The following is a 25,799-nucleotide window of genomic DNA, read 5'->3' as shown; positions in this document are numbered from 1 at the left end:
TCTGGAGACGTAGGGGCCACGGCCCGAACGGGAGCCGTGTCGCAGACGCTCCACGGCCAGCCAGACTGTGTCGTCCCCGCCTCGGACGTTGTCCCGCACCGGGTTTGATGGAGACATCGAAACCTGGGAGGAACACCAGCGATGCCCGCACCGAAGAAGTACAACGATGAGCTGCGTGAGCGTGCGACCCGGTTGGCGGTCGAGGCCCGCCGGGACCCGGCCAGCGCGGTGGGCGCGATCCGCCGGATTGCCGGCCAGCTCGGTATCCACCCGGAGGCGCTGCGCACCTGGGTGAAGAAGGCCGAGACCGACGTCGGGGAGCGTGCGGGCACGAGCAGCAGCGACGCGGAACGCCTCGCCGCGTTGGAACGGGAGAATCGTGAGCTGCGGCGGGCCAACCAGATCCTGAAGTCCGCGGCGAGTTTCTTCGCGGCGGAGCTGGACCGCCCGTCGCGATGAAGGTCGACTTCGTCGACTCCCAGAAGGCCGAACACGGTGTCCAGCCGGTCCTGCAGGCGCTGCAAGACACGCCCGCGGCGATCGCACCGTCGACCTACTACGCCGCCAAGACCCGCCCGGTCTCGGCCCGGTCACGGCGCGACGAGGAGCTGACCGCGATGATCGAGCGGATCCACGCGGAGAACTACGGCGTCTACGGCGCCCGCAAGCTCTGGCACGAGCTGCACCGCCAAGGCGTGCCGGTGGCCCGGTGCACCGTCGAGCGGCTGATGCGCGAGTCCGGGCTGCGCGGGCTGCTGCGTGACAAGTCGCCGCGCACGACCCGGCCTGAGCTACCCCCGCTTTCATGGAGCTTCTTGATCATGGTCTGATGGCCGTGGGGAGGAAGTTGTCCGTGGCAGCACCGAAGAAGTACCCCGATGAGCTACGTCAGCGCGCTGTGCGTTTGTACCGCGAGTCGGATCCGAAGCCGGTGATCCGGCGCCTGGCCGAGCAGCTTGGTGTGCATCACGAGGCGTTGCGGAACTGGATCCGCCAAGCCGAGGCCGACGCCGACGAGCGTCACGACCGGCCGACCAGCGAGATGGCGGAGGAGAACCGCCGGCTGCGCAGGGAGGTCGCCGAGTTGCGGCGGGCGAACGAGATCCTGAAGGCCGCGAGCGCGTATTTCGCGGCGGAGCTCGACCCGACCCGGCGACGGTCATGAGGTTCATCCACGAACACCGTGACCAGTTCGCGGTCGCGCTCCTGCTACGGGTCCTCAACATCGGCGCCTCGACCTACTACGCGTGGGTGAAGCAGGTCGAGCAGCCCTGCGACCGCGACGTGGTCGACCTGGGTCTGGTCTCCAACATCCACGAGATCTGGGAGACATCGGGGCGCACCTACGGCGCTGACCGGGTCCACCGGCAGCTACGCCGTGACGGCATCCGCGTGGGCCGTAAGCGGGTCGAGCGGTTGATGGCGCAGCAGGGCTGGCAGGGCGCGTTCCTGCGTCGAGGCTGGCGCGGCGGCTCCACGAAGCAGGATCCCCGGCACACGCCGGCGCCGGATCTGGTCAACCGGCAGTTCACCGCCGACGGGCCGAACCGGCTCTGGGTCGCCGACGCCACCCGCATCCCCTGCGGTGAGGGCGTGTTCTGGTTGGCTGCGGTCCGCGATGCGTTCTCCCGCCGGATCGTTGGGTGGAAGACCTCCGACCGCTGCGACACCGACCTGATCCTCGCCGCCCTCGAATACGGCATCTGGTCGCGCGACGTCCGCGACGGCCAGTTGATCCACCACTCAGATCGCGGGTCGAACTACACGTCGTTTCGCTTCGCGGAACGCTTACAGGACAACGGGATCCTGCCCTCGATGGGATCCGTCGGCGACTCCTACGACAACGCGCTGATGGAGAACTTCTGGTCGACGTTGAAGATCGAACTCGTCTACCGCACGAGCTGGCGGACCCGCGACGAGGCCGAGAACGCGATCTTCGCCTACATCGACGGCTGGTACAACACCCGCCGCATCCAGAAGGAACTGGACTACCTCAGCCCGAACGAGTACGAGACCGCCTGGCACACCCGCCAGACGCAACCAGCCGAGCCACCTATCGCCACCCCTGCGCCAGCCGGCAGCAGGTAACCACCGCTCCATCAAAGCGGGGGGAACTCAGCCCGCAGCCGAGACCAGCCGACCCGCTGACCTGGTCAAACGGGACTTCACCGCGGAACATCCGAACCAGCTGTGGGTCGCTGACCTGACCTACGTGCGTACCAGTGTGGGCTGGGTATACGCCGCGTTCGTCCTCGACGTGTACTCCCGCATGATCGTCGGCTGGCAGGTGTCCACGTCGCTCTACACGGATCTGGCGCTCGACGCGTTGAAGATGGCGATCTGGCGTCGTCAGAACCAGGGCGCTGACCTGGACGGACTCGTGCATCACTCGGACAGGGGAGTCCAATACCGAGCGATTCGCTACACCCAGCGCCTCGCCGAGGCCGGCGCCGTCGCCTCCGTCGGGTCCAAGGGCGACTCCTACGACAACGCGATGGCCGAAGCGTTCAACTCGCTCTACAAGGCTGAACTCGTGCGCAACCGAGGCCCGTGGCGTGGACTCGACGACCTGGAGATGGCCACCGTCGAGTACATCGACTGGTACAACAACCGCCGCCTACACGGCGAGCTCGGGCACATCCCGCCGGCCGAGCACGAGGCCCTACACGCGATCACCCACCCGGTCACCGCACCCCTGAAAACCAGCTAACCAACTCTCCATCAAACCCGGGGCTTGACAGATGCCTGGGAACCTCCCGCCAGCCTTTCCAAGCTTGCCCGTAACCCGTGATCCGTGACCAAGGAGCTTGTCGGCGTTCGAGGCGCCGGCGCTTCGACGCTCGCACCTTGCAACTCTCCGAAGCCCGCGGCTTCCCTCCCCGCCCCGCTGCAGTGGACGTCTCCCAGTTGGCAGTGTTCTCGCGGTAGCGGCATCATCCCGCGGCGTTGGTCGGCTGCACCGGACCTCGCGTCGGATTTCGTCGCCCGGTGCGGCGGCGTCGAGGACGCGGCGTGCGGTGGCCGGGCGTGATCGACACCGTTGCGCGGCACCTTCGCTCAGGCGCAGGCCGAACAGCGAAACGAAAATCAATATCGTTAAGCTGTGGCGTGACCCCTTGAGAAGGAGAGCGTGATGGCCGTACCGAAGCGGAAGATGTCGCGGTCGAACACCCGGCACCGGCGGGCGCAGTGGAAGGCGAGCGTTCCGCCGCTGACCCCGTGCCCCTGCCCGCGCAAGGAGATGGTGGTGCCGCACCGGGCCTGCACCCACTGCGGCCTGTACAAGGGTCGTCAGGTGGTGGACCAGCCGTGACCGTCCGGCTGCCGGTGACCGTGCTGTCTGGGTTCCTCGGTGCCGGTAAGACCAGCGTGCTCAACCATGTGCTGGCCAACCGGGACGGGCTGCGGGTGGCGGTGATCGTCAACGACATGAGCGAGGTCAACATCGACGCCGCGCTGGTGCGCGACGGCGGCGCGTTGTCGCGGACCGAGGAGCGGCTGGTCGAGCTGACCAACGGCTGCATCTGCTGCACCCTGCGCGATGATCTGCTCGACGAGGTGGCCCGGCTGGTCCGGCAGGGCCGCTTCGACTACCTGCTGATCGAGTCCAGCGGCATCTCCGAGCCGATGCCGGTCGCGGCGACGTTCGCCTTCGGCGTGGAGGACGGGCAGGTCCTCGATGACCTGGCCCGGCTGGACACCACCGTCACCGTCGTCGACGCGGCCGGTCTGCTCGCCATGATCGAGGCGGGGGAGAGCCTTGAGGCGCGCGGCCTGGCGGCCTACGAGGGTGACGACCGCGGTATCGCGGATCTGCTGGTGGACCAGATCGAGTTCGCCGACGTGCTGGTGGTCAACAAAACCGACCTGATCAGCTCGCAGAACCTGGCCGTGGTCGAGGCGCTGCTGACCCGCCTGAACCCGGCCGCCCGGCAGGGCCGTGCCGTCCACGGCCGGGTTGCGCCGGCCGAGATCCTGCACACCGCACGCTTCGACCTGGAGCGGGCGGAGACCGCGCCCGGCTGGGTGGCGGAGCTCAACGGCGGGCATGTGCCGGAGACCGAGGAGTACGGCATCTCCAGCATCGTCTTCCGCGACCACCGGCCGTTTCACCCGCAGCGGCTGTGGGACCTGCTCACCGGCGGCCTGGACGGCTATGGCGTGGTGCGCTCGAAGGGGTTCCTGTGGCTGGCCAGCCGTCCGGACGTGCAGGCACTGTGGTCGCAGGCCGGCCCGTCCGGGCGGTGCGACCCGGTCGGCGTGCCCGTCGCGGTATCCGGGCAGTGGCCGCAGGACCCGGACGAGCGAGCCGAACTGGAGTCCCGTTGGCATCCGACCTTCGGGGACCGGCAGCAGGAACTTGTGCTCATCGGCGTCGGCCTGGATAGCGCCGGCCTGCGGGACGCCCTGCACGGGTGCCTGCTCACCGACGCGGAGGTCGCCGCCGGGGAGACTGCCTGGCGGGCGCTGCCCGACCCGTTTCCGGAGTGGGATCTTGGGGACGTCCACGACCATGCCGAAGCGGTCCCGGCGTGACGAGGCCGAGCACCCTCAACCCGGAAGACGTCGCGCGGTGGCGGCGCGACTGGGACACCATGATGCGCCACTACCACCCCGACCGCGACGATCTCCTCGCTGCCGGCCTTGCCGCCGCCGAGCAGATCCGCGGTCGTCAACCCGAACGGATGCTCGACGTCGGGGGCGGCCCGGGTACCACGGCCGAGGCGGTGCTGCGGCGGTGGCCCGATGCGCATGTCACTGTGCTCGACGTCGACCCGGCCCTGCTGGCCCTGGCCGACGTCGCACTGCCGCAGGTACGCGCCGTGCGGGCCGACATCTCCTCGGCAGGGTGGCTTGCGTCGGCCGGCGGCCCGTACGACCTGGTGCTGGCCCTGATGGCCCTGCACTACCTGCCCGAGGACCGGGTGCGCGACTGGTACGCCGAGGCCCGCCGGCTGCTGAGCCCGAACGCGCTGCTCCTCGTCAGCGACGCCATGCCTGACGCCCCCACCGCGGCGCGGGCGCACCGCAGCGGCAGCGACCCGTGGACCGCCTGGTGGACGATGCTGGCCCGGGATCCGGCGATGGCATCGCTGCTGCACGAGCGAACGGCCGCGCTGAGTGATCTGGGCTGCGCGGAGTTCGTCGCGCCGCCCGACTGGCACCGCGAGACGGCCTTGGCAGCCGGGTTCACCGACGCCACGGTGGTCCGCCGGCGGGCGGGCCACGCCCTGATGGCGTTCCTCGAGCCTCCCGACGACCAATGAGCATCCCCACGTTCCGCGATGCCGATGTCACCGTCGTCTACTGCGACGGCCACCGGTGCCGCGCCCTGCGTCACCGTGGCCGCCCTGGAGAAGCTGACGGCGAGTCGGAGGACCTCGCCGACGTCCTCCGGCAGGCGGTGCGCTCCAGCCAGGGCGGCGTCCTCATCCGGGCGGAGTGCCTCGGCGCCTGTCATCGCGCACCCGCTGTCCTGCTCCTCAGCGGAACGGAACCGGCGGGGCGACGCGGAATACTGTTCGGCCCGATCGAGGATCCGCAGCACATGGATGAGGTTGTCGAACTCATTCGGCACCCGGACAGACCGCACCCCTGACTCCACCAGCGGGTTCCCGGGGGGGTGTCCCTATGGGTTCGTCAAGCGGCGATCGGCGTCGTGGGGCGGGGTTGGTAGGGGATCTTGTCGCGGAGCATGGCGTATAGGACGTCGCAGCGACGGCGGGCGAGGCAGATGAGGGCGGCGTTGTGGCGTTTGCCTTCGGCGCGTTTGCGGTCGTAGTAGGCCCTGCTCACGGGGTCGGCCAGGGCTGCGAACGCGGCGAGGAAGAACGCGCGTTTGAGGTTCTTGTTGCCGCCGCGGGGTGGGTGTTCGCCACGGATGCTGCTGCCGGATCGTCGGGTGACGGGGGCGAGGCCGGCGTAGGCGGCGAGGTGGCCTGGGGTGGCGAAGGCGGTGCCGTCGCCGACTTCGAGCAGGATCCGGGCTGCGGTCCTGACGCCGATGCCGGGCATCGAGGTCAGGACCGGGGCAAGAGGGTGCGCATCAAGCATCCTTTCGACCTGGGCGGCGGCCTGGTCGCGTTGCCGCAGGATGTCGCGGAGGCTGTCGGCCAGGCGGGGCAGGATCGTCTCCGCGGCCTGGGTGCCGGGGACGGTGACGGTCTGCTCGTCGAGAGCGGCCATGATCTGCTCGACGAGCCGGTCACCCATGCGAGGTGCGTGGACGGCGGCGATCGAGAGCAGTTTGCGGCGGCCGGCCTTGCGCAGGCCGACCGGGCCGCCGCAGCGGGACAGCAGTTCCAGGACCGCCTTGTGGTGGACCTTGGGGCCGAGGACTCGTTCCAGGGCGGGGTGGATCTGGGTGAGCAGTCCTCGGATGCGGTTGGACACGCGGGTGGCTTCGCCGGCGAGGTCGTCGTCGAAGCCGACCAGGATCTCCAGTTCGGCCAGAGTTTCGTCGCCGGTGTCGACCCGGCGCAGCGTGTGCGGCAGGGTGCGGGCCGCATCAGCGATGACGTAGGCGTCGCGGGCGTCGGTCTTCGCGCTGCCGGGGTGCAGATCGGCGATCCGCCGCATCGCCAGGCCAGGCAGGTAGGCCACCTGATGCCCGGCCGCCCGAGCCACCGCGACCGGCAGGGCGCCGATCGAGGCCGGCTGGTCGACCACCACCAGGACACGGCCATGGCGGGCGAGTTTGTCGAACAGCTGCCGCAGCCGAGCCTCGGTGTTCGGCAACGCCGCGTCGTGCAGCCGCTTGCCGTCCGGAGCCAGCCCGACCGCGTGGTGATCACCCTTACCGACGTCCAAGCCCAGGAAGACGCCATATCCGTCGTGCACCAGACCCGCCTCCACGCATCGCATCGTGGCCCTCGGCCGCAGTCAGGGCGTCGGACTGCCGGCAGCCACGTTACGAAGAGACCTACCCCAATACGGGTGGCCGTGTCCCTATCAGCGGTCCGCCGACGCCACCCGACCCGGCGACAACACCCCCCGGATCATCCGAACGACAGGGGCAGGAAGTCATACCGGGCCGGGCGACCGAGGATTCCCCGGCTGGGGACGATCAAAAAGGTAACGGGGGGGACCAGCGCCGGCGGGTGCGACGGCGAACTCTGGATCTCCTTGAACGCGCCACCGATCGCCACCGGGCCGAACGGCCGCGTCACCGGGGCCGACCTCGCTGCGGCCATGGTGGCGCGTATCGCTGAGGACGCTACTTGCACCGGCCCGGCCGATGGCCGGCGGCGCTGAGCAGCCCGGTTGTCCCGTCCGCCAGCTCGACCGCGACCACTCTGATCCGGGTGGCAGTAGCGGCGCTGCCGTCCGGTACCGCACACCGGGCATAATTGCCGAGGGATCTCACCAGTCGCAGGCCGTGGATGGCTTTGGCCCGGTCCGGCGTGCCGCCTGCTCCCGAGCAGGCCTGGGGGCGCGGAAGTGCTCGCACGACGCACAGCCGTACGGCACACGAATGGTGAGACGTCAGGCGACGGGCAACACAAAAGGATGCGACCACGGTGACCCAGGTGATACCGAATGCGACACGTAACACCCGCCAGCGTGGCGAGGTGCTGGCGCTGCTGCGCGAGGTGGAGGGGTTTCATTCGGCGCAGCACCTGCATCAGATGCTGCTGTCCCGGAAGGCGCGGGTCGGCCTCACCACCGTGTACCGGACGTTGCAGCTACTGGTCGACGCCGGCGAGATCGACTCCACCCGGCTGCCCGGCGGCGAGCAGCTGTACCGCCGGTGCAGCCAGAGCAAACATCACCACCATCTGGTCTGCCGCGACTGCGGACGCACGGTGGAGGTCGCCGGACCCGCCGTGGAGCGGTGGGCCGACCAGGTGGCCGCCCAGCACGGCTTCACCGACGTCGGCCACACCTTGGAAATCTTCGGCGTCTGCGCGGAGTGCGCCCGCTGATCGACGCCGGCCGGGGAAAGCCGGTAGGTACTGCCCCGACCCGATCCGCGACCGCGCTGCCGGCTCAGCCGAGAGCCCGTACCGGAAGCCGTGCCGCAGGCCCCATCACGAAGTCGGGGTCGATCTGAGCGGTGAGATCCGTGCCGGCCCGCTCGTTGGCCCAGGCGTGGGCGTTGCGGCGGTGGAACTCGTGGGCGTGGCGGGTGAACGCCTCCCAGTCCTGGTCGGTGGCGTCGACGGCGTCGGCCAGTTGCGCCAGTACCGCACGGTTGGCGGGCTCCAGGTCGTCCAGGGCGCCGATGATCCCGCGTTCGGCGCGGCGCACGTACGCCGACCGGCTGACCCAGGTGAGCAGGTCCGCACCGACGTGCTCGCGGAGGAAGTCCACGTCGGCGGCGTCCTCGACCTTGTTGCCGACCACCGACAGGGCGACGCCGTAGTCGCGGGCGTAGCCGGCGTACTGGCGGTAGACGCCGACGCTGCGCACGGTGGGCTCGCAGACCAGGACGGTGCGGTCGAAGCGGGTGAACAGGCCGGAGGCGAAGGAGTCGGCGCCGGCGGTCATGTCCACCACCACGTACTCGGCCGGGCCGTCGGCCATGTGGTTGAGCAGCAGTTCCACCGCGCCGAGCTTGGAGTGGTAGCAGGCCACCCCCAGGTCCTCCTCCCGGAACGCGCCGGTGACCGCCAGCCGCACCCCGCCCACCTCGCGGACGCACCGGTCGTACACCGGGTTGCTCTCTACGACGCGCAGCAGCCGGGAACCGGCACCGGGTGGCGTGGTCTTGACCATCTCCGCCGCCGAGGCGATGCGCGGGTTGTCGCCGCGCAGGTACTCCTTGATCTGCGGCAGGGCGTCACCGAGTGCTGGCAGCTGCGCCGCGACCTCCTCGCCGGCGCCGAGCGCCACCGCGAGATGCTGGTTGATGTCGGCGTCGATGGCCAGCACCGGCCGGTTCCCGGCGGCGAGGTGGCGAGCGAAGAGGCCGCCAGCGTGGTCTTGCCGCTGCCGCCCTTGCCGACGAACGCGATCTTCATTCAGCCTGCTCCACGATGATGTAAGTGGAAACCATTTCCACTGACGACACTGTAGCGGCCAAGGCTGTGCTACGTGCCGAGACTGGCCTGTGGCCATCGTGGCTCGGCGGCGTGTCGCGGTCGGGACGTTGCTCGGGCTGCGCCACGGCACCCATGGTCACGTTTGGCGCAGGTCGCGCAGATTCCTCTGAGGTCGAGTCGGTCCGGGTGCGGGGTGAAACCGGTGTGCTGGTGCAGTTCGGTGAGCCAGCTCGTCACGACCTCGGGTGGGCACTCGGTCACCGTCTCGCACCCGGTGCAAATCAGGTGCTGGTGCGGTGCCGTTCCGCAGTGGCGGTAGGCGCGTTGGCCGTCGAGGTCGAAGGTGTGCAGCAGTCCAGCATCGGCGAGGCTGTGCAGCGCGCGGTAGACGGTGGTCAGGCCGATGTGCCGCACGGTACTGGTGAGTTCGGCGTGCACCTGCTGGGCGGTGAGCGGGCGGGAACGTCCGGCCAGCAGCGCCAGGACGGCGCGGCGCTGCGCGGTGGGCGCCAGACCCACGACCCGCAGCTGCGCGTCCGCCACGAGGAAGGTGGTCATGGCGGCTCAGGGGCGGACGCCGAGGTGCACGCTGCGGGCCGACAGCCGGAACAGGTCGCCGCGGTGGCCCAGCCACTCCTCGTCGGCCGGGTCGAGGAGGCGGTCCCAGGCGCCGAGGTCGGCGGCGGTGAGCAGTCCGGTGGGCCGCAGCCTGCCGACCCGTTCGGCGAGGGCTTCCAGGACGGTCCGTCGGGTGCTGTCGGGCAGCGGTGGTGGCTGCTCGTCGAGGGTGGTGCGGGTCGTGACCGGCGACAGACCAGCCCGCTGGAGGGCTTCGGTCCACCCGTACGGCATCCGCCGGCTGCCGGGAAGTCCTGCCCGCATCCGGGCGAACCAGCGGTCCTGGGCTGCGTGCAGCCGGCCTTCCAGGCCGGGTTCGCCCAGGCCGACGTCCCAGGGCAGGTGGCGCTCCGGTAGTCCGCCCTCGGCGAGCGCGAGGCGTCCGCCGGGGGCGAGCAGTCCGGCGAGGGCGGTGATCGCGGCCTGTTGGTCGCCGACGTGGTGGACCGAGGCCGATGCCCAGACCAGGTCGGCGGGAGCGCCGAGCGTCTCGCGTAGGGCGTCCGTCTGGGCGGGGATGTCGGCGCGCAGCGGCTCGACGCGGACGCGTGGATCCGCCCACTCGGCGCGGATGTGACTACGTGCGGCGTCGAGCACTGCCGGATGCGCGTCGACCGCGACGACCCGGCCGCAGGTCATCATCCGGGCGATGGCCAGGGCCATTCCGGCGGCGCCGCAGCCGATGTCGACCGCGAGCCGGTCGCCGGGGGCGACCAGCTCGCGGGCGATCGTCAGGTACCAGGCCCGGTCCTGCTGGGCGGCGTCGACCAGCTGCGGCGCCAGTCCGGTCCAGTCGACCGGCGGGTCGGTGCTCATCCGCCCTGTGGTCCGCGGCGGGCGTACTTGGCGCGGAACTTCTCGACCCGGCCGGCGGTGTCGAGCAGGCGCTGCTTGCCGGTCCAGAAGGGGTGGCTGGCCGAGGAGATCTGGACGTCGATGACGGGGTAGGTGTTGCCGTCGGTCCACTCGATGCTCTGGTCGCTGGTGGCCGTCGAGCGGGTGAGGAAGGCGAAGTCGGCGCCCTTGTCGCGGTAGACGACGGGCCGGTACTCGGGGTGGATGCCGGGCTTCATACGGGTCGTACTCCTTCGGTGTTGGTGTCGGTGTCGGCCGGTTCTTCCACGACGAGGGGGAAGCAGCCGGCGAACGGGTCGGTGTAGGTGCGCCAGGTGTCCTCGCCGTCGGCGAGTTCGGCGTCGGTGAGCAGGCAGCCGGCGAGGGTGCGGTGCAGCTCGACAGGGTCGACGTCGAGGCCGATGAAGACCAAATGCTGGTGGCGGTCGCCGTAGTAGGGGTCCCAGTCCAGGGCGGCGGCGAGTCGGCGCTGGTCCTCGACGTGCTCCCAGCGGTCCTCGGGCAGGCTGACCAGCCAGTGCCCGAGGGATCCCATGGACAGGCCGCCACCGGCGAACTCCCAGGCGATGACGGTGTCGGGTTGGCTGGCCAGCCAGAGGTGACCTCTCGAACGGATCACCTCGGCGTTGACCTCTTCCAGCACGTCGTGCAGGCGCTGCGGGTGGAACGGGCGCCGGGCGCGGAAGGCGGCGGAGACGACACCGCAGTCGGGCTCCGGCTCGTGCGCGCCGAGGGTGTAGCCCTGCAGGCCGCGGGCGAGCACCCCCGGAGTTTCCGGCCGGTGCCGGTGGGTGTGACGTAGCTGACGGGTCAGCGCGACGGCATCGATGAGGTCGCCGTCGACCCGCAGGTGGGTCGCCCAGGGGGCGATCCGCTGGAGCAGGACGGCCAACCGCCCGGTGTCGAACTCTCCGCCGCGGGACTGTCCCCAGAGCACCAGGGTGTCGGCGTACTCAATCTGCCGGACGACGACGTCGGCGAGCGCGCGGTGGTCGTCGTCGGCGGCCTGGATGCCGAGCGTGCTCAGGTCGTCGGTGGTGGCCAGGCCGTCGAGCAGGTGTTCGGCGTCGAGGACGGTGACGTAGGAGTCGACCCGGATGAGGTCGGTGATGGGTGCGCCGTCGACGAGGCAGTGGGCGCAGGCGGCGGCGACCGCCTCGGGTTCCACCACCTCGGGCAGCATCAGCACCAGGTCCCGGCCGGGGTGGCTGCGGGTGAGCCGGGCGAGGGTGGGCAGCACGTCCTCACGCAGGGTGCAGGAGGCGCAGCCGTGCCGCAGCGCGACCTGCTCGTCCTCGATGACGCCGGTGCCGGAGCGGATCACCCGGCGGACGACGCCGTCGCGGATGCCGGCGAGGTCGTGCCGCACCAGCAGCAGCGACGCATCGGCGGCGAGCAGCGTGCGCGCGACGGCGAAGGTCGCCGCCGGCCAGAACCCGGACAGCACGGTCAACGACGGGCGGGTATCGGCGTCGGCGGTCACGGCGCGGGTCGGTGCCTGTGGTGAGGACGACATCGGCTTCCCCTCGACTCAGTTGAAAATGATTGTCATTTAAGCATATGCGAGGTGGCGACGGGGACAGGGATGTGCCGGTGTGCGCGGACGAGGGCGCCACGAGCCGACGACGTTCCCACCGTCACGGTCGGCACGGTGTCGATATACCGGTGGCGACGACGCTGCGGGGCTGGGGCTACCGCCTGGGCGCCGACCGCTCGGCCGAGATCGCCGACGACCCCGGCGTGGAACTGGCCGAACAGCTGATGTAAGACTGAAAACCGTTTTCGTTACCGTTACCGAGTTGAGTGAGGAGTCATCACTGTGTCCCGACGTTGTGACGTCACCGGCGCGAAGCCGAGCTTCGGCAACGCCGTGTCCCACTCCCACCGGCGCACCCGCCGCCGCTGGAACCCCAACCTGCAGAACCACCGCTTCTGGCTGCCCTCGGAGCGCCGCTGGGTGCGACTGAACCTGACGGCCAAGGCGCTGAAGACCGTGGACCGCAAGGGCATCGAGAAGGTCGTCGCCGAGATGCGCGCCCGGGGAGTGACGCTCTGATGGCCCGCCAGACCGACGTCCGCCCGATCGTGCGGCTGCGCAGCACCGCCGGCACCGGCTACACGTACGTGACCCGCAAGAACCGCCGCAACGACCCCGACCGCCTGGTCCTGCGCAAGTACGACCCGGTCGTACGCCGCCACGTCGAGTTCCGCGAGGCCCGCTGATGGCCAAGAAGAGCCTGGTCAACCGGCAGACGCGCCGCGAGAAACTGGTCGCTCGGCACGCGCAGGCGCGGGCGGCGCTGAAGCGGCTGGTCGCCCATCCGGACACCGACCCGGACGCACGCGCCGAGGCGGTCCGCCGGCTCAGCCGACTCCCGCGCGACTCCAGCCCTGTGCGACTGCGGTCACGCGACCAGATTGACGGGCGCCCGCGCGGGGTGCTGACCCGGTTCGGGCTGTCCCGGGTGCGGTTTCGCGAGCTGGCCCTGCGCGGCGAGATGCCAGGAGTGCGCAAGGCCTCGTGGTGAAGGCACCACATGAACCACCGCGCCAGGCGCGCGGTGTGAAAGGGGAGGTATGAATGCGACAGTGAGGGCTCGCGGTTTCGCGGCCCTGCTCGCCGGGGCGGTGGTGGTCGCCGGCACGGTGCTCGCGCCGACCGCTGCGTCGGCGGCGGAGAAGGTGGTGCTGTCCAAGGGGCACACCGATGCGGTCGACGTGCACTACAGCGACGGGAAGCTGTCGTTGAAGGTCAACGACGACACGGTCAGCCCCGCGATGAAGCGGGACCCGGCGGATGTGACGTTCCAGGTCCTGCCGGAGGCGGCCATGGCCGTTCCGGACGATCCCCGGTTCGCCTTCCTCGGGCCGGCCGGCAGCCAGGTCTGGCTGCTGCCGATGACCCAGGATCCGGATCTGCTGTGGCCGGGTTGGAACACCACGACGCTCGACTCGGGTGTATTCGAGGGAAACAAGGTGCGGCTGAGCCTCGTCGGCGTGCAGGGGCCGGGCAACGTCACGCTGTTCACGCAGGACTCGTTCGGCGGTCCGATCGTCAAGTTCCGCGGTGACGACGGGCTGCCCGACGCGATCGACGTGCCAGTGAAGACCCACGCCCACTCGAACTGGGCGTTCAGCACGCAGGGCAGCTACACCCTGAAGTTCCAGGCCGATGCGACGCTGACCGACGGCACGACGGTCAGCACCGGGCCGGTCGACTACACGTTCGTCGTCGGCGAGCTGTCCGGCGGTGGGCCGGAGGTGAGCCTGTCGGTCAGCGGCATGGCCGACGAGTACCAGCCCAACGACACGGTGACGCTCACCGCGGTGCAGACGCCGCAGACGGAGCTGGACCACTACCACTGGTTCAGCAAGTGTCCGGGCGCGGCGGACTGGACGGTCATCGCGGGCGAGGCGGGCGCGAGCTACTCGTTCACCGCGACCCGGGAGCTAAACGCCTGCGAGTACGTGGCCAAGCTCTACGACAACGACCACGGCGTGGCCGCGACCAGCGAGCCGGTGACCCTCTGGGTGGCGTTCCCGCCGCAGGAGCCGGGCACGTCGCAGACGATCACCGCGTCGATCGACGAGACGCAGGGTGCGCTGGTGATCAGCGTCAACCCGGACGACCGGGCCGTGGTGCTGCCGCCCGCGCAGCTCACCGCAGGCGGCGACCGGTGGGAGAGCACCGGGGAGCTGCGGCCGGTCACGGTGACCGACACCCGCGCCGGTCAGCCGGGATGGAGCGCCTCCGGGCAGATCCCGGCCGACTTCACCGGCCCGGACGGTGTGACGTTCAGCGCCGGTTACCTCGGCTGGACCCCGCAGGTCCTGACCCAGGGCGCTGCGCAGGGCGTGGTCGCCGGCCCGCAGGTGGCCCCGTACGTCGTCGGTAGCGGCGGTGGCCTCGGCACCAGCGCGGTGCTGGGTTCAGCGCCGGCCGGCGCCGGGCGTGGCACCGCCCAGCTGGGTGCGGGGCTGCGGCTGAGCCTGCCCACGGAGACCGCCGCGGGAACCTACACCGCGACCCTCACCCTCACCGCAATCTGATCGCCCGAACCCGTCCGGTGACCCGGCGCTGAGCCGCGTCACCGGACGGCCGCGGGGTGGGCGAGGCGTTGCCGCGCCGCCCACCCCGCCCCATCCCTCACTCAGGAACGGAAACCGTCTGCACCATGCGCCTGCTCGCCGCCATCGCCACCGGCATCGCCCTGCTCGGCGCGGCGCCTGCTCCGCCCGTGCCGACGCCGAGCGCATCGTCGGCGCCGTCCGCCGTGACCTGGGGGGTGGCGCCGTCGAGCGCGAAGGGTCCGAATGGCCGACCGGCGTTCGCCTACAAGCTTGACCCGGGCGCCACCCTGACCGACTACGTCGCGGTCACCAACCACTCGGCGCGCCCGCTCACCCTGAACCTCTACGCCAGCGACGCGTTCACCACCGCCCAGGGCGGCTTTGACCTGCTGGCCGGCGGCCGGCAGCCCACCGATGTCGGCGCCTGGGTCCGCCTCAAGCAACGCCGCGTGACCATTCCGTCGACGTCCCGCCTGATCGTTCCGTTCACCCTCACGGTGCCGGACAACGCCACCCCGGGTGACCACGCCGGAGGGATCGTTGCCTCACTGGCCGCCACGACGGCCGACGCCCAGGGCAACCAGGTCGCCGTCGACCACCGCGTCGGCGCGCGGATCTACCTGCGGGTGACCGGTGAGCTGCAACCGGCGCTGGCCGTCGAAGACCTGCGGGTGCGGCACAGCGGCTCGCTCAACCCCCTGGCTGGTGGCACGCTCACCGCCACCTTCACCGTCCGGAACACCGGCAACGTCCGGCTCACCGGCCGGCCAACGCTCGGCGTGGCGGGTCTCTTCGGTCTCGGCCGGCGCTCAGTGGACGCGGCGGCCCTGCCGGAGATCCTGCCTGGCGGTGAGCTGACCACCACCGTACGCATGACGGGTGTCCCGCCGCTGTTCCGGCTGACCGCGAGCGGCGCTGTCACGCCCGCCGCCGTGGGCGACCAGGTCCTCGACCCGCCGCCGGGGGTCGACACGGCGCGGGCCTCGGTCTGGGCGGTGCCCTGGTCGCAGCTGGTCCTGCTGGCCCTGCTCGCCCTCGCGGTCTGGGCGCTGATCGCCGCTCGCCGGCGGCGGGCGCGACAGATCGCGCGGGCGGTGGCCACGGCCCGGGAGCAGGGCCGCATGGAGGCCAGCCGGGACACCGACCGGACCTCCGGCGGCCGGGACGCCGCGGTTCCCGCCGCGATCGGTGCGAGCGCCCCGTCCGGCGGCGACGACGCGACGACGCCGGACCGTTCGACGCCGCGGGTCGATCGGCCCGACCAGGGCCGCGACAACCGACGACCGGACATCGACCACACGGGGAGGGACACGCCGTGACCCGGTCACGCCCTATCTGCCTGCGGACCGCGTCGGGCAGCGGCACCGGCCACGCCGTCGCGACGGGGCACGACGACACACCACCACGTTGCCTGGGGAGCGAGCAATGACGATGAGAAGCATGCGTGCCGGCGCCGCCGGCCTCGCCTTGGCCGTGCTGGCCCTGACCGCAGGGACGACGCAGGCGGCCGCGGAACCGGCCGCGATCACCACTGTCGGCGCGGACCTGGTCTCGGTGGCGCTCGACGGTGACGCGCTGTCGCTGCGCATCCGGGACGCCGCGCAGGTAGCTCGCGACGTGCCCGGGCATGACCCGGCCGAGGTGATACTCGGCCCCGAAGGCGGCCTGGCCGGCCGGGTACCGCCCGGCAAGGCCTTCGCCTTCCTCGGACCGGCGGGCCAGCCGGTGTGGTCACTGTCCGCCGGGGACACTGGGTTCCCGGCCCTGGACACCACCGGCGTACGCCCCGACGCCCTCGCCGACGCCACGGTGACCCTCACCCTGGGCAACATCGAGGGGCCGGGAACGTTCACCGCCTACACCCTGTCCGGTCTCGGCACGGCGAGCCCGCTCTTCGGCAGCGGCGCGACGGTGACCCGGTCGGTGAAGCTGCCAGCGGCAACGCGCACCGCCGGTGTGGTGTGGGCCTTCGACGCCGCCGGCGACTACCGGCTCACCCTGGCCGCATCGGCGGCCCTGCGCTCCGGTGGAACGGTCAACGCGGAGGCGACCTACCGGATCCGTGTACCGGCGATCGTCCCGGCCGGGCAGGTACCGCCACCGGCGGCGCCGCAGCGGACGACGCCGGACGAGCAGCCGACGGCGCGCACGTTCGCCGCTCCCGCTGAGGCGAAGCCGGCTGCGGCACCGACGCCCGCCGCCGCGCCACCGCCGGCCGCGAAGGCGGCGACCACGGCGGCCGGCGCCCGGCAGGTGATCGCCGACGGGCACGTCGACATGGGCCCGCAACTCGCGGGCGACGCGTGGACGATCCGGATCAAGGACGACCGCACCAGCCCCGCCGTGTGGCGGGAGACCGCCGACGTGGTTCTGCAGGTCAAGGACAACGCGAAGATCACCGTTCCGGCCGGCGCGGAGTTCCTCGGCAAGCAGGGCGACACGGTGTGGCTGCTACCGCAGTCCCAGCAGGCCGGCATCGTCTGGCCCGGCTGGAACACCCAGCACCCGTCGGTCGTGTCCGGCATCAAGGGCACCGTTACCTGGACGCTCAAGGGCGTCACCGGGCCCGGCCGGTACGCCCTGTTCCTGACCGGCTCCTTCGGCAAGGCCGACGTGCTGTTCGACTCCGCCAAGCCCTTCCCGCAGCAGCTGAGCGTCCCGCTGAACACCCACGCGCACGGCAACTGGGCGTTCACCAAGCCCGGCCTGTACCGCCTCGCAGTGCAGATGAGCGGCACCACCACCGCGGGCAAGGCGGTCACCGACACCAGGACGCTCACCATCGCCGTCGGCGACAGCACCGACCCGACTAGTGGCTTCGGGCCGGGCAGCGGCTCCGCAGGCGGCGGAGACAACGACGGGAAGGAGCAGGGCGGTGCCGGCCGTCTGCCGCGTACCGGCACCGGGTGGGTGCTGTCGGCCGGCGCGGCCGGCGTGGTCCTCGTCGCCGCCGGGGCCGTGCTGGTGATGCTCACCCGTCGGCGCCGCGCCGGCCTCGCCGACACCGAGACGGTGAACACGTGAGCCCGCTGGTCGCGCCGCGGCTGTGGCTGCGGCGGGCGATCCTGCCGCTGCTGATCGTGGGGCTGGTCGCCGGCTGCCGGTCGGAGGTGGCGTTGAGCGCCAACGACGAGCGCCTGCAGGTCATCACGACCACCGGAATCCTGCGGGACCTGGTGAGCAACGTCGGCGGCGACCGGGTAGCGGTCAGCTCGTTGGTGCCCGACGGCGCCGATCCGCACAGCTACGAGCCGTCGCTGCGGGACATCCGCGACGTCGTCTACGCCGACGTCGCGTTCAGCAACTACCTGCTGCTGGAGGAGCAGGCCATCATCAAGGCGCTGGATGCGAACCTGCGCGACGGCGTCCCGAACATCTCGCTGGCCGAGGGAGCGGTGAAGTACGCCGCGGAGATCATCCCGCTGGTGGAGGACGTGTCGCTGGACACCATCTGGCTGGGCATGCGGGTACGCGGCACCGGCGCGATGCTCGGGGCGAACCGCGCCTCGGACGTGTTGGTCAGCGCCACCTCCACCGACGGCCCGGGCGAGGTGGTCGCGTACCTGACCGAGTCGTTCGGCAACCCGTCGTTCTACGTCGACTCCACCGACGGGTTCGATCCCGCAAACGGCTTCCGCGACGACACCGCCACGCTGCCGCCCGATGCGCACACGCATATGAGTTGGGCGTTCACCAAGCCCGGTGTCTACCGGCTGACCATGCGGGCGCAGCTGGCCGTCGATGCGCAGTCGCCGCCGGTGGCGATGGGCGAGCAGGTGTTCACGTTCGCCGTGGGGGTGGATCCGCACTCGGTGCCGGGCATGACGGGCGCGGCGGTTCTGAACTCCGGGCACGCCGACCTCACCGTCGACCTCGACCAGCGGCGGCTCTACCTGTTCGCCGATCCCGAGGGCAGCGGCGAGGCCAGCCAGCGGGTCTACGACCCGGCCCGCACCGTCATCGAGGTCCCGAGCAAGGCGCTGCTCGAGGTGCCCGGTGACCGAAGGTTCCGGTTCCTCGGCCGGCCCGGCACCCAGGTCTACCAGCTTCCGCAGGCGGTCCTTGGCAAGCACGTGCACGGCGAGATCGACCCGCACCTGTGGCAGAACGTCCGCAACGCCATCTCCTACACCGAACTCATCCGCGACACCCTCATCGCAGCCGACCCCCAGGGCGCGCCGGTCTACCGGTCGAACGCCGCGGCCTACATCCGGGAGCTGGAAGAACTGGACTCCTACGTCCGGGACACCATCGCCCGGATCCCGCCGTCGCGGCGGCATCTGATCACCACCCATGACGCGTTCGGCTACCTGGGACAGGCGTACGGCATCCAGATCTCCGGGTTCGTCACCCCGAACCCGGCTGTCGAGCCGAGCCTGGCCGACCGGCGCCGCCTGGTCGAGACCATCCGCAACCTGAGGATCCCCGCGGTGTTCCTGGAACCCGGCCTCGCCGCCCGGTCCACCACCCTGAATGAAGTCGCCCGCGAGGAAGGGCTGCGCGTGTGTGCGATCTACGGCGACACCCTCGACGGCGACATCACCAGCTACGTCCAGATGATGCGGTTCAACGCCGAGTCGCTGCACGAGTGCCTGACCACCGACAAGCAGGGGAGGACCCAGTGACGGCAGGACGGCCGCGACACCGCACCCGCGCGACCGAGCTGATGACGCAGTGCGCGCTGGCGACGCTGATCGCAGTGACGATGACGCAGACGCCCGCGACGGCCAAGGAGCCCACCCCCGGTCTGAGCCAGTCGATCGCCGCCGACCAGCCCCTCGCCACCGACCGGGCGGAACTGTCCGCCGGGCACGTCGACCTCGGCCCCCGCTACGTCGACAACCAGTGGACGCTGCTGATCCACGACGGCACCCAGGCCCGGCCGGTGTGGCGCAACCCCGACGAGACCGTGCTGCGGGTCTCCGACGCCGCGCTACAGACCGTTCCCGACGACCCGGCGTACGCCTTCCTCGGCGTCGACGCCGGCGAACGGGTGTACGTGGTGCCGCAGGTCCAGAACCCCGACGTCGTGTGGCTCGGCTGGAACACCCAGGACCCGCGGGTGATGCAGAGCATCGACCGCGGCGTCACCCTGACCCTGCTCGGCGTACGCGGGCCAGGCAGTCTCACGACGTACCTGCAGTCGGGCACCTTCGCCGCCCCGCAGCCGCTGTGGCGCTCCACCGAGCCAAAGGCGCAACCCTTCTGGGCCGAGGTCAACACCCACACCCACGCCAACTGGGTCTTCACCGCACCTGGCGTCTACCTGATCGCGGTGCAGGTCTCCGCCGACCTGATCAGCGGCGAGACGGTGACAGCGACCCGCACGTTGCGGTTCGCCGTGGGAGACGCCACCAGCACCGACGAGGCGTACGCCGCCACCGCGGACATCCCCGTGCCAGCGGGGCAGGCATCGCCCGCCGGCGATCGGACCGGAGCCGCCGAGCGGACCGACGGCTCCGACAGGCCACTGATGGTGGGGCTGACGGTCGCAGCCGCCCTGCTGGCCGTCGGTCTGGTCCTACTGCTCCTGCGCGGGCGCGGCGCGAAGCGGCGAGCCGAACGGGAACGCGCCGCCTCACCGTCGAAGGAGAAGCTGTGAGAGCGCTCGACATCGAAGGGCTGGACGTGGAGCTCGGCGGCCGGCCGGTCCTGCGGGACATACGCCTGACGCTGGATCGGGGCGAGATGGTCGGGCTGCTCGGACCCAACGGTGCCGGCAAGACCACCCTGCTGCGCGCCATCCTGGCCCTGACCCGCACCCGCGCCGGTCGGGTGCTCGTCGAGGGCAAGCCGTCGCGGCCCGGCCGGTCCGGCATCGGCTACGTTCCCCAGCGCCACGAGTTCACCTGGGACTTTCCCATCTCCGTCGAGCAGGCCGTCATGACCGGTCGGGCCGGCCGCATGGGGCTGCTGCGCCGCCCCGGCGTCACCGACTGGCGGGCCGTCGGCGACGCGCTGGACCGAGTGCAGCTCACCGAGCTGCGCCACCGACCGGTCGGCGAGCTGTCCGGTGGGCAACGCCAACGCGTCCTGGTCGCCCGGGCCCTCGCCCTCGCGCCGCGCATCCTGCTGCTCGACGAGCCGTTCACCGGCCTCGACATGCCCACCCAGGAACTGCTGGGCCAGTTGTTCACCAGCCTGGCCGGCGAGGAGCACGCGGTGCTGATGACCACCCACGACCTCGTCGCCGCGGTGGACACCTGTAGCCGCCTGGTGCTGCTCAACGGCCGGATCATCGCCGACGGACACCCGGCGGACCTGCAGGACGCCGAGCTGTGGACCAAGACCTTCGGGGTGAGCGCCACTTCCCCCCTGCTGAAACTCGTGAGGGCGACCTGATGTCGATCACCGATTTCCTCACCGACCTGCTCAACCCCGACCTCGCGTTCCTGCCCAAGGCGTTGGCCATCGCGGTCATGTCCAGCATCGTCTGCGGCGTCGTCGGCTGCTACGTCGTCCTGCGCGGCATGGCGTTCATCGGCGACGCCGTGGCCCACGCGGTCTTCCCCGGCATCGCGCTCGCCTTCGTCCTGCAGGGCAGCCTGGTCCTCGGCGGCGCCGTCGCCGGTGTCGCCACCGCACTGCTGATCGCGATCTTCGCGCAGAACCGGCGCGTCAAGGAGGACTCCATCATCGGCGTCTTCCTGGTCGGCGCGTTCGCCCTCGGCATCGTGATCATCTCGCAGGCCCCCGGGTACGCCGGGTCGCTGCAACAGTTCCTGTTCGGCTCGATCACCGGCATCCCCGACCGGGACCTATACGTCGTCGGCGGCGCCGGCCTGGTCATCCTCGGCCTGGTGCTCGCCCTGCACAAGGAATTCGTCGCCGTCTGCCTCGACCGGGAGATGTCCCGGGCGATGGGGCTGCCGGTCTTCCTTCTCGACATCGTGCTCTACGTCCTGGTCACCCTCGCCGTGGTGATCTCCCTGCAGACCATCGGCACCATCCTCGTCCTGGCCCTGCTGATCACCCCCGCCGCGGCGGCCCGCCTGCTCACCGACCGGCTCGGCGTGATGATGCTGCTCGCCCCCATGATCGGCGGCACGTCGGCGACCGTCGGGCTGTACCTGTCCTGGAGCTACGACACACCCGTCGGCGGCACCATCGTCCTGGTCGCCACCACTGTTTTCCTCGCCGCCTGGCTGATCGCCCCACGACACGGCCTGCTGACCAGACGGCGGCGACGTCCGAGTGGGCAGGATCCCGCTGACCTCACCCGACCCGCGCCGCTGTCTGACCTCGCACACCCGCAGGACCCGTCACCGGCCGTGCGATAGAAGCCGGGCGCCGGTGGGTGACCCGGTCGCCGGAGCCGGCAACGCTTCCCGTGAAGCGGACCTCCCCGCCGGTGGCCCGTGGGGTGCGCCCGGGCGGCTTCTCAAGGAACAGAGCGTGGGTGACCTCCAGTGTCCTGCCCGGCACGACCGTCCGGTGGCCCAGCCACCGTGGGCTACATGAACCCGGTTATCATTTCTGTGATCCGTCGAGGAGCGTGGTACCTCCGGTGGGCGGATCTGGGGAGACGTGGCGGTCTCGGTGACGAGGCCGCCACGTCGGTACCGGTGCCGACCCAGATGAACCGGCCGCCTGCTGCGAATGCCATCGCCAGGACGCGTGCTTCCCATTCCGTTGTTTCGCGCCGCCGCGCCTACAGACATGCCGCCTCGTCACCTCGGACCAGGTGCGAGCCGCGTAGCGCCGGACATCCCGCACACCTCGCATGCCGCGACGGCGGCGCCGGACAAAGAGGCTGAGACGGTCTGGCCGGTGTTCCAGCGGCGCTGGCGAGTACCTGCGCCTGGACACGTACCGATCACGTACCGGAAGGCAACGCAGGCCGACAGCGGCGGGCGGGCCGACCATGGCCGCGGTCGCCGCCGCAGCCGCACCGTGACGCCTCGCCGGAAGCGCACCGCCGGTGCGGCCGTCACCGCCTCCACCGATCAGCCCTTCCCCCCATTATCGCTAACGACTATCATTTCCAATAACTGCGGTCCACAGGGGATCGCGGGAAGGAGTCCTTCGTGCGCAAGCCCATCCGCCTGCTGCTCGCCACCGGGGCGGTGACCGCGGCGCTGCTCGCGGCAGCGCCACCGGCGCAGGCCACCGTCGTGACATTCAGCTCCGGACACCTCGACCTCGTCGACATCGCCTACGAGGCCGGTGAGCTGGAACTCGGCATCCACGACGAGGACAACGACGTCGAGTACGCCACCGACCAGGTCAAGATCGTCGTCAAGCGACAGGCCAAGGTCACCGTCCCCAGCGATCCCGCCTTCGGCTTCCTCGGCACCCCCGGGGTGTCGAAGGTGTGGATCCTGCCCGAGATCCAGAACACCGACCTGATCTGGCCCGGCATCGCCGCCGAGGAGATCGAGCCGGGCACCTTCACCGCCGACGCACTCACCCTCGGCGTCCAGTCGGTCAGCGGGCCCGGACAGCTCGCCATCTACACCGAGAACGCCGTAGGGCAGCCCACCGTCCTCGCCGACAGCGGCGACGGCCTGCCCGACACCATCGCCCTGACCGCCGGCGACCACCTGCACGCCAACTGGGCCTTCGACCGCGCCGGCACCTACTGCATCACGTTCCGGGCCACCGGCACCCTCGCCGCCACCGGGCAGCAGGTCACCAGCGAGCCGGCCACCCTCCACGTCGTGGTCAGGGCGTGATCGCCATGCGTACCCGCAACCGTATCCTCGCCGGCCTCGCCCTGACCGCCGCCCTGCTCGCCGGCACCGCCGCCCCCGCCGCCGCGGTGCCGATCGTGCTGTCCAGCGGCCACGTCGACGTCATCGACGTCGACTACGCCGGCGGCGCGCTGAGCGTCAACCTGCTCGACGACACCGTCAGCCCGTCGGTGGAGCGCAACCCCGCCGACGTCGTCCTGCGCGTGCCCAACACCGCCAAGCTCACCGTCCCCAGCGGCAGCGCCTGGTCGTTCCTCGGCACCAGCGGGCAGGCCTGGGTGCTACCCCAGGCCAGCACCACCGGACTGCTCTGGGGCGGCTGGAACACCACCGAGGTGCCCAGCGGCGTGTTCCAGAACAACCGGGTCACCTTCAAACTCACCAAAGTCACCGGACCGGCCGGCTTCAGCGTCTACACCGTCTCCGGCGGCACCCCCACCGTGCTGTTCGACAGCGGCAACGGACTGCCCGACAACCTCAACGTCAACCGCAACACCCACGCCCACCTCAACTGGGGCTTCGACGCCGCCGGCACCTACAGCGTCACCTTCGAAGTCACCGGCGTACTCGCCTCCAACGGCAGCACCATTAGCTCCGGCGCCAAGACCTGGACCTTCGACGTCCTCCCCTGACCACCGCCACCCCGTAGTGGTCCAACACAGCCGTCCGCCGAGGTAGGGGGTACCTGCAACCGGCGGACCCGGCCGGCGCGAGCCCACCGCCCACCCGGGCCTCGCGCCGGCCGACCCCCACCTCTGCCGGTCTGCACGACCAGAAAGAACACAGTGGTCCACGTCGTCGAGACCGACGGGGGCCATTGACGCAACAGACGGTGCGTGGTGTGCTCATGACGCGCCGCTAACGACAACAGTGATCGTTATCGTGTGAGGAGGAGCATGTCTCTCGCCGTGCCACCGAACCTGTTGCAAGCCGCCGAAGCAGGTCCCGTCGACGACGAGGCGTTCGTGGCCTGTGTCCGCGACTCGCTGCCGTACGCCTGGCAGGTCGTCAGCCGCGTGGCGGCCGACCTGGAGTCGTCCGACGCCGACTTCGCCGACAACGTCGTGCCACCGCCGAGCGAGACCGAGCGGGGCCAGCTCCTGCGCGCCCTGGCCAGCGACGCCATCCGGTCCAGCCTTGAGCGCCACTTCGGCGCCTCTCTGTGTCAAGAGGGAGTCCCGAAGGAGGTGTTGGCGTCGTGGAGCAGGGTTCGATAGACCACGTCCGCGAGGCGGCGCTTCAAGCAGCGTAGTGCTTCTCGGTGGCTTTTGCCGGCTTGTCGTTTGCGCTGGTAGTAAGCCCTGCCTGCGGTGTCGCCGCGGATTTGGGTGATGGCGATGACGTGCAGAGCACGGTTGAGTTGCCGGTCCCCTGCCCGGGAGAGTCGGTGGCGAACGACGTCGCCGGAGGAGACTTCGATCGGGGCGACGCCGGCGAAGGACGCGAAGTGTGCTGAGGAGGCGAACCGGCTGACCGAGCCGGTGCGCGCGAGCACGATGGCGGCGACGATGTCGCCGACGCCGTAGAGGCGGGTCAGAGTGCTGCCGGCTGCGGCGACGGCAGCGGTGATGGCGTCACCGGCCGCGCTGATGCGTCGGTCCAGGCGCCGGATCTCGGCGACGAGGTCGACCGCGATCTGGCGCTGCGTGCGGGCCAGCAGCTCGCGGGGACGCACGGTTCGCAGCAAGGCGGCGGCGCTGTCGGCCGTGAGGTTGGCTGCGCCACCGGCGGGCAGCAGCTGAGCGAGCAAGACGTGCAGCCGGTTAACGGTCTGAGTGCGGGTGCGCACCAGGTCCTCCCGGTGCTCGGTCCACGCCCGTAGCGCCGCCGTGGTCTGGTCTGTCTCGACGCTACGCAGGCCTTGCGCGGTCAGCGCGGCGATCGCGACGGAGACGGCGTCCGCCTGGTCGGTCTTACGGTTGTGGCCGGTGGACAACAGGCGCACCCGGGCAGCGAGTTTGGCTGGCACATCGACCGCCTGGACGTCATCGGCTGCCAGCCGCGTCACCAGCGGCGCACCCAGTCCACCAGCACCCTCGATCGCCCACACAGCACGAGGAAATCGGCGGGCGAAGCGGCGTAGTTGCCGGTAGCCGTCGCGATTAACCTCTACCCGCACCACAGCCAGCACCCGCTGGGAGCTGTCCACCGCCGCCGCGGTCCAACTCGCCTTATGCGGATCGATGCCGATAACGACCTTGCCAGCCATCCGTATCCTCTCCTCGTCCACAACCTGTGACGAGCGAGGAGGGCACACCGACTTTCAGCACCACAGGCCTCTCTCAAGCCACTCCCCGCCAGCGGCGATGGCCGGGACGCAGGCCGAAGAAAAGCCAGCCCACAGGCGGCAGGTGTGAAGCGAGCGACCCCGACCACCGCCTCGAAGATCCTGGCTGCAGACCGTGATCTCCGGCCACCATGAAACAAGTCGGTGTGAAGCTGGCCTTCCAGAACTGCCACCGCGTCGCGGCGTTCCGGCTGGCCGCCGTCGACTCCGACACCTACCGCCGCTTCGTGTCCACCCGTGGTCAGCTGCTCAACCAGTCGCCCGAGCTGCGTGACTGCTGATCCGGTCACC

General features: G+C 70.7%; 29 protein-coding genes and 2 pseudogenes. 24 read left to right on the top strand and 7 right to left on the bottom strand.

Features of this window, described 5'->3' with window-relative positions:
* The first annotated feature begins 141 nt into the window (after positions 1-141).
* From MICAU_RS32500 to MICAU_RS32740, 9 genes are all read left to right on the top strand, one after another.
* Positions 142-459, top strand: coding sequence for a transposase (locus MICAU_RS32500; RefSeq protein WP_013287216.1), 318 nt, complete (start codon positions 142-144; stop codon positions 457-459).
* Positions 456-830, top strand: a complete 375-nt coding sequence (locus MICAU_RS32495; protein WP_049794835.1) for an IS3 family transposase — start codon at positions 456-458, stop codon at positions 828-830. The genes MICAU_RS32500 and MICAU_RS32495 overlap by 4 nt, the downstream gene beginning before the upstream one ends.
* Positions 831-853: 23 nt before the next feature.
* The gene (locus MICAU_RS20300) at positions 854-1,165 is read left to right on the top strand and encodes a transposase (RefSeq protein ID WP_013283497.1); all 312 of its coding nucleotides are present in this window, start codon (positions 854-856) and stop codon (positions 1,163-1,165) included.
* A complete protein-coding gene (locus MICAU_RS20295) occupies positions 1,162-2,088 on the top strand; it encodes an IS3 family transposase (RefSeq protein WP_013285608.1) in 927 nt (308 codons plus the stop codon). The genes MICAU_RS20300 and MICAU_RS20295 overlap by 4 nt, the downstream gene beginning before the upstream one ends.
* Positions 2,066-2,710, top strand: coding sequence for an IS3 family transposase (locus MICAU_RS20290; protein ID WP_083791336.1), 645 nt, complete (start codon positions 2,066-2,068; stop codon positions 2,708-2,710). The genes MICAU_RS20295 and MICAU_RS20290 overlap by 23 nt, the downstream gene beginning before the upstream one ends.
* A 423-nt stretch (positions 2,711-3,133) precedes the next feature.
* Positions 3,134-3,313 (top strand): 50S ribosomal protein L32, encoded by a 180-nt coding sequence (gene rpmF, locus MICAU_RS20285; RefSeq protein WP_013287215.1) that lies wholly within the window; start codon positions 3,134-3,136, stop codon positions 3,311-3,313.
* On the top strand, positions 3,310-4,536 hold the full coding sequence (locus MICAU_RS20280; RefSeq protein ID WP_013287214.1) for a GTP-binding protein: 1,227 nt from the start codon (positions 3,310-3,312) through the stop codon (positions 4,534-4,536). The genes rpmF and MICAU_RS20280 overlap by 4 nt, the downstream gene beginning before the upstream one ends.
* Entirely contained in the window at positions 4,533-5,267 is a 735-nt protein-coding gene (locus MICAU_RS20275) for a class I SAM-dependent methyltransferase (RefSeq protein WP_013287213.1), read from the top strand. The genes MICAU_RS20280 and MICAU_RS20275 overlap by 4 nt, the downstream gene beginning before the upstream one ends.
* A complete protein-coding gene (locus MICAU_RS32740; RefSeq protein WP_041799056.1) occupies positions 5,264-5,599 on the top strand; it encodes a (2Fe-2S) ferredoxin domain-containing protein in 336 nt (111 codons plus the stop codon). Before MICAU_RS20275 ends, MICAU_RS32740 begins: the two co-directional genes overlap by 4 nt.
* A gap of 41 nt (positions 5,600-5,640) precedes the next feature.
* Here MICAU_RS32740 and MICAU_RS20265 read toward each other — a convergent pair whose 3' ends face one another.
* On the bottom strand, positions 5,641-6,864 hold the full coding sequence (locus MICAU_RS20265; RefSeq protein WP_013287212.1) for an IS110 family RNA-guided transposase: 1,224 nt from the start codon (positions 6,862-6,864) through the stop codon (positions 5,641-5,643).
* A 656-nt stretch (positions 6,865-7,520) separates the two neighbouring features.
* Here MICAU_RS20265 and MICAU_RS20255 point away from each other — a divergent pair.
* Positions 7,521-7,925 (top strand): Fur family transcriptional regulator, encoded by a 405-nt coding sequence (locus tag MICAU_RS20255; RefSeq protein WP_013287210.1) that lies wholly within the window; start codon positions 7,521-7,523, stop codon positions 7,923-7,925.
* Between the two features lie 64 nt (positions 7,926-7,989).
* Here the strand turns inward: MICAU_RS20255 and MICAU_RS20250 are convergent, their stop codons facing one another.
* The 5 genes from MICAU_RS20250 to MICAU_RS20230 form a co-directional block, all read right to left on the bottom strand.
* Positions 7,990-8,874, bottom strand: coding sequence for an ATP-binding protein (locus MICAU_RS20250; RefSeq protein ID WP_244879635.1), 885 nt, complete (start codon positions 8,872-8,874; stop codon positions 7,990-7,992).
* A gap of 158 nt (positions 8,875-9,032) precedes the next feature.
* The gene (locus tag MICAU_RS20245; protein ID WP_013287209.1) at positions 9,033-9,542 is read right to left on the bottom strand and encodes a Fur family transcriptional regulator; all 510 of its coding nucleotides are present in this window, start codon (positions 9,540-9,542) and stop codon (positions 9,033-9,035) included.
* Between the two features lie 6 nt (positions 9,543-9,548).
* Complete coding sequence (locus MICAU_RS20240) at positions 9,549-10,418, bottom strand: class I SAM-dependent methyltransferase (protein WP_013287208.1); 870 nt, start codon at positions 10,416-10,418, stop codon at positions 9,549-9,551.
* Positions 10,415-10,675 carry a type B 50S ribosomal protein L31 gene (locus MICAU_RS20235; RefSeq protein WP_013287207.1) on the bottom strand — a complete coding sequence of 87 codons (261 nt, stop codon included), beginning with the start codon at positions 10,673-10,675 and terminating at the stop codon, positions 10,415-10,417. The genes MICAU_RS20240 and MICAU_RS20235 overlap by 4 nt, the downstream gene beginning before the upstream one ends.
* Complete coding sequence (locus MICAU_RS20230; protein ID WP_013287206.1) at positions 10,672-11,973, bottom strand: CobW family GTP-binding protein; 1,302 nt, start codon at positions 11,971-11,973, stop codon at positions 10,672-10,674. The genes MICAU_RS20235 and MICAU_RS20230 overlap by 4 nt, the downstream gene beginning before the upstream one ends.
* Before the next feature lie 303 nt (positions 11,974-12,276).
* Here MICAU_RS20230 and rpmB point away from each other — a divergent pair, with 303 nt between their 5' ends.
* From rpmB to MICAU_RS20165, 13 genes and pseudogenes are all read left to right on the top strand, one after another.
* Positions 12,277-12,513 carry a 50S ribosomal protein L28 gene (gene rpmB, locus MICAU_RS20225; RefSeq protein WP_013287205.1) on the top strand — a complete coding sequence of 79 codons (237 nt, stop codon included), beginning with the start codon at positions 12,277-12,279 and terminating at the stop codon, positions 12,511-12,513.
* Positions 12,513-12,680, top strand: a complete 168-nt coding sequence (rpmG, locus tag MICAU_RS20220; RefSeq protein ID WP_013287204.1) for a 50S ribosomal protein L33 — start codon at positions 12,513-12,515, stop codon at positions 12,678-12,680. Before rpmB ends, rpmG begins: the two co-directional genes overlap by 1 nt.
* Complete coding sequence (gene rpsN / locus MICAU_RS20215) at positions 12,680-12,985, top strand: 30S ribosomal protein S14 (RefSeq protein ID WP_013287203.1); 306 nt, start codon at positions 12,680-12,682, stop codon at positions 12,983-12,985. Before rpmG ends, rpsN begins: the two co-directional genes overlap by 1 nt.
* Before the next feature lie 49 nt (positions 12,986-13,034).
* A complete protein-coding gene (locus MICAU_RS20210) occupies positions 13,035-14,507 on the top strand; it encodes a choice-of-anchor M domain-containing protein (RefSeq protein WP_013287202.1) in 1,473 nt (490 codons plus the stop codon).
* A 125-nt stretch (positions 14,508-14,632) separates the two neighbouring features.
* Positions 14,633-15,847 carry a WxL protein peptidoglycan domain-containing protein gene (locus MICAU_RS20205; RefSeq protein ID WP_013287201.1) on the top strand — a complete coding sequence of 405 codons (1,215 nt, stop codon included), beginning with the start codon at positions 14,633-14,635 and terminating at the stop codon, positions 15,845-15,847.
* A 106-nt stretch (positions 15,848-15,953) separates the two neighbouring features.
* On the top strand, positions 15,954-17,552 hold the full coding sequence (locus MICAU_RS20200; protein WP_013287200.1) for a TIGR03773 family transporter-associated surface protein: 1,599 nt from the start codon (positions 15,954-15,956) through the stop codon (positions 17,550-17,552).
* Positions 17,549-19,153 (top strand): anchored repeat ABC transporter, substrate-binding protein, encoded by a 1,605-nt coding sequence (locus MICAU_RS20195; RefSeq protein ID WP_013287199.1) that lies wholly within the window; start codon positions 17,549-17,551, stop codon positions 19,151-19,153. The genes MICAU_RS20200 and MICAU_RS20195 overlap by 4 nt, the downstream gene beginning before the upstream one ends.
* A complete protein-coding gene (locus MICAU_RS20190) occupies positions 19,150-20,130 on the top strand; it encodes a choice-of-anchor M domain-containing protein (protein ID WP_013287198.1) in 981 nt (326 codons plus the stop codon). Before MICAU_RS20195 ends, MICAU_RS20190 begins: the two co-directional genes overlap by 4 nt.
* Before the next feature lie 26 nt (positions 20,131-20,156).
* Positions 20,157-20,870, top strand: a complete 714-nt coding sequence (locus tag MICAU_RS20185; protein ID WP_174361803.1) for an anchored repeat-type ABC transporter ATP-binding subunit — start codon at positions 20,157-20,159, stop codon at positions 20,868-20,870.
* The gene (locus MICAU_RS20180) at positions 20,870-21,808 is read left to right on the top strand and encodes an anchored repeat-type ABC transporter permease subunit (RefSeq protein ID WP_013287196.1); all 939 of its coding nucleotides are present in this window, start codon (positions 20,870-20,872) and stop codon (positions 21,806-21,808) included. Before MICAU_RS20185 ends, MICAU_RS20180 begins: the two co-directional genes overlap by 1 nt.
* Positions 21,809-22,555: 747 nt before the next feature.
* Positions 22,556-23,203, top strand: coding sequence for a choice-of-anchor M domain-containing protein (locus MICAU_RS20175; protein WP_013287195.1), 648 nt, complete (start codon positions 22,556-22,558; stop codon positions 23,201-23,203).
* The gene (locus tag MICAU_RS20170; protein WP_085985945.1) at positions 23,200-23,853 is read left to right on the top strand and encodes a choice-of-anchor M domain-containing protein; all 654 of its coding nucleotides are present in this window, start codon (positions 23,200-23,202) and stop codon (positions 23,851-23,853) included. The genes MICAU_RS20175 and MICAU_RS20170 overlap by 4 nt, the downstream gene beginning before the upstream one ends.
* Positions 23,854-24,117: 264 nt before the next feature.
* Positions 24,118-24,384: pseudogene (locus MICAU_RS20165) on the top strand (SCO5389 family protein); the annotation flags it as partial.
* Positions 24,385-24,386: 2 nt separating this feature from the next.
* Here the strand turns inward: MICAU_RS20165 and MICAU_RS20160 are convergent.
* Entirely contained in the window at positions 24,387-25,430 is a 1,044-nt protein-coding gene (locus tag MICAU_RS20160; protein ID WP_013285064.1) for an IS110 family RNA-guided transposase, read from the bottom strand.
* A 212-nt stretch (positions 25,431-25,642) separates the two neighbouring features.
* Between MICAU_RS20160 and MICAU_RS32250 the strand changes: the two are divergent.
* Positions 25,643-25,789: pseudogene (locus MICAU_RS32250) on the top strand (SCO5389 family protein); the annotation flags it as partial.
* Positions 25,790-25,799 lie beyond the last annotated feature (10 nt).

It is taken from the genome of Micromonospora aurantiaca ATCC 27029, assembly GCF_000145235.1.
GTDB lineage: Bacteria > Actinomycetota > Actinomycetes > Mycobacteriales > Micromonosporaceae > Micromonospora > Micromonospora aurantiaca.
The sequence above is the reverse complement of the archived record's forward strand: the minus strand, read 5'-3'. Positions and strand labels throughout refer to the sequence as shown.

What these genes read in the sequence shown, in the direction of transcription:
- MICAU_RS32500 (WP_013287216.1), top strand. Translation starts at nt 142, where the DNA reads ATGCCCGCACCGAAGAAGTACAACGATGAGCTGCGTGAGCGTGCGACC.
- MICAU_RS32495 (WP_049794835.1), top strand. Translation starts at nt 456, where the DNA reads ATGAAGGTCGACTTCGTCGACTCCCAGAAGGCCGAACACGGTGTCCAG.
- MICAU_RS20295 (WP_013285608.1), top strand. Translation starts at nt 1,162, where the DNA reads ATGAGGTTCATCCACGAACACCGTGACCAGTTCGCGGTCGCGCTCCTG.
- rpmF (WP_013287215.1), top strand. Translation starts at nt 3,134, where the DNA reads ATGGCCGTACCGAAGCGGAAGATGTCGCGGTCGAACACCCGGCACCGG.
- MICAU_RS32740 (WP_041799056.1), top strand. Translation starts at nt 5,264, where the DNA reads ATGAGCATCCCCACGTTCCGCGATGCCGATGTCACCGTCGTCTACTGC.
- MICAU_RS20265 (WP_013287212.1), bottom strand. Translation starts at nt 6,864, where the DNA reads ATGCGATGCGTGGAGGCGGGTCTGGTGCACGACGGATATGGCGTCTTC.
- MICAU_RS20245 (WP_013287209.1), bottom strand. Translation starts at nt 9,542, where the DNA reads ATGACCACCTTCCTCGTGGCGGACGCGCAGCTGCGGGTCGTGGGTCTG.
- MICAU_RS20240 (WP_013287208.1), bottom strand. Translation starts at nt 10,418, where the DNA reads ATGAGCACCGACCCGCCGGTCGACTGGACCGGACTGGCGCCGCAGCTG.
- MICAU_RS20235 (WP_013287207.1), bottom strand. Translation starts at nt 10,675, where the DNA reads ATGAAGCCCGGCATCCACCCCGAGTACCGGCCCGTCGTCTACCGCGAC.
- MICAU_RS20230 (WP_013287206.1), bottom strand. Translation starts at nt 11,973, where the DNA reads ATGTCGTCCTCACCACAGGCACCGACCCGCGCCGTGACCGCCGACGCC.
- rpmG (WP_013287204.1), top strand. Translation starts at nt 12,513, where the DNA reads ATGGCCCGCCAGACCGACGTCCGCCCGATCGTGCGGCTGCGCAGCACC.
- rpsN (WP_013287203.1), top strand. Translation starts at nt 12,680, where the DNA reads ATGGCCAAGAAGAGCCTGGTCAACCGGCAGACGCGCCGCGAGAAACTG.
- MICAU_RS20210 (WP_013287202.1), top strand. Translation starts at nt 13,035, where the DNA reads ATGAATGCGACAGTGAGGGCTCGCGGTTTCGCGGCCCTGCTCGCCGGG.
- MICAU_RS20205 (WP_013287201.1), top strand. Translation starts at nt 14,633, where the DNA reads ATGCGCCTGCTCGCCGCCATCGCCACCGGCATCGCCCTGCTCGGCGCG.
- MICAU_RS20200 (WP_013287200.1), top strand. Translation starts at nt 15,954, where the DNA reads ATGACGATGAGAAGCATGCGTGCCGGCGCCGCCGGCCTCGCCTTGGCC.
- MICAU_RS20180 (WP_013287196.1), top strand. Translation starts at nt 20,870, where the DNA reads ATGTCGATCACCGATTTCCTCACCGACCTGCTCAACCCCGACCTCGCG.
- MICAU_RS20160 (WP_013285064.1), bottom strand. Translation starts at nt 25,430, where the DNA reads ATGGCTGGCAAGGTCGTTATCGGCATCGATCCGCATAAGGCGAGTTGG.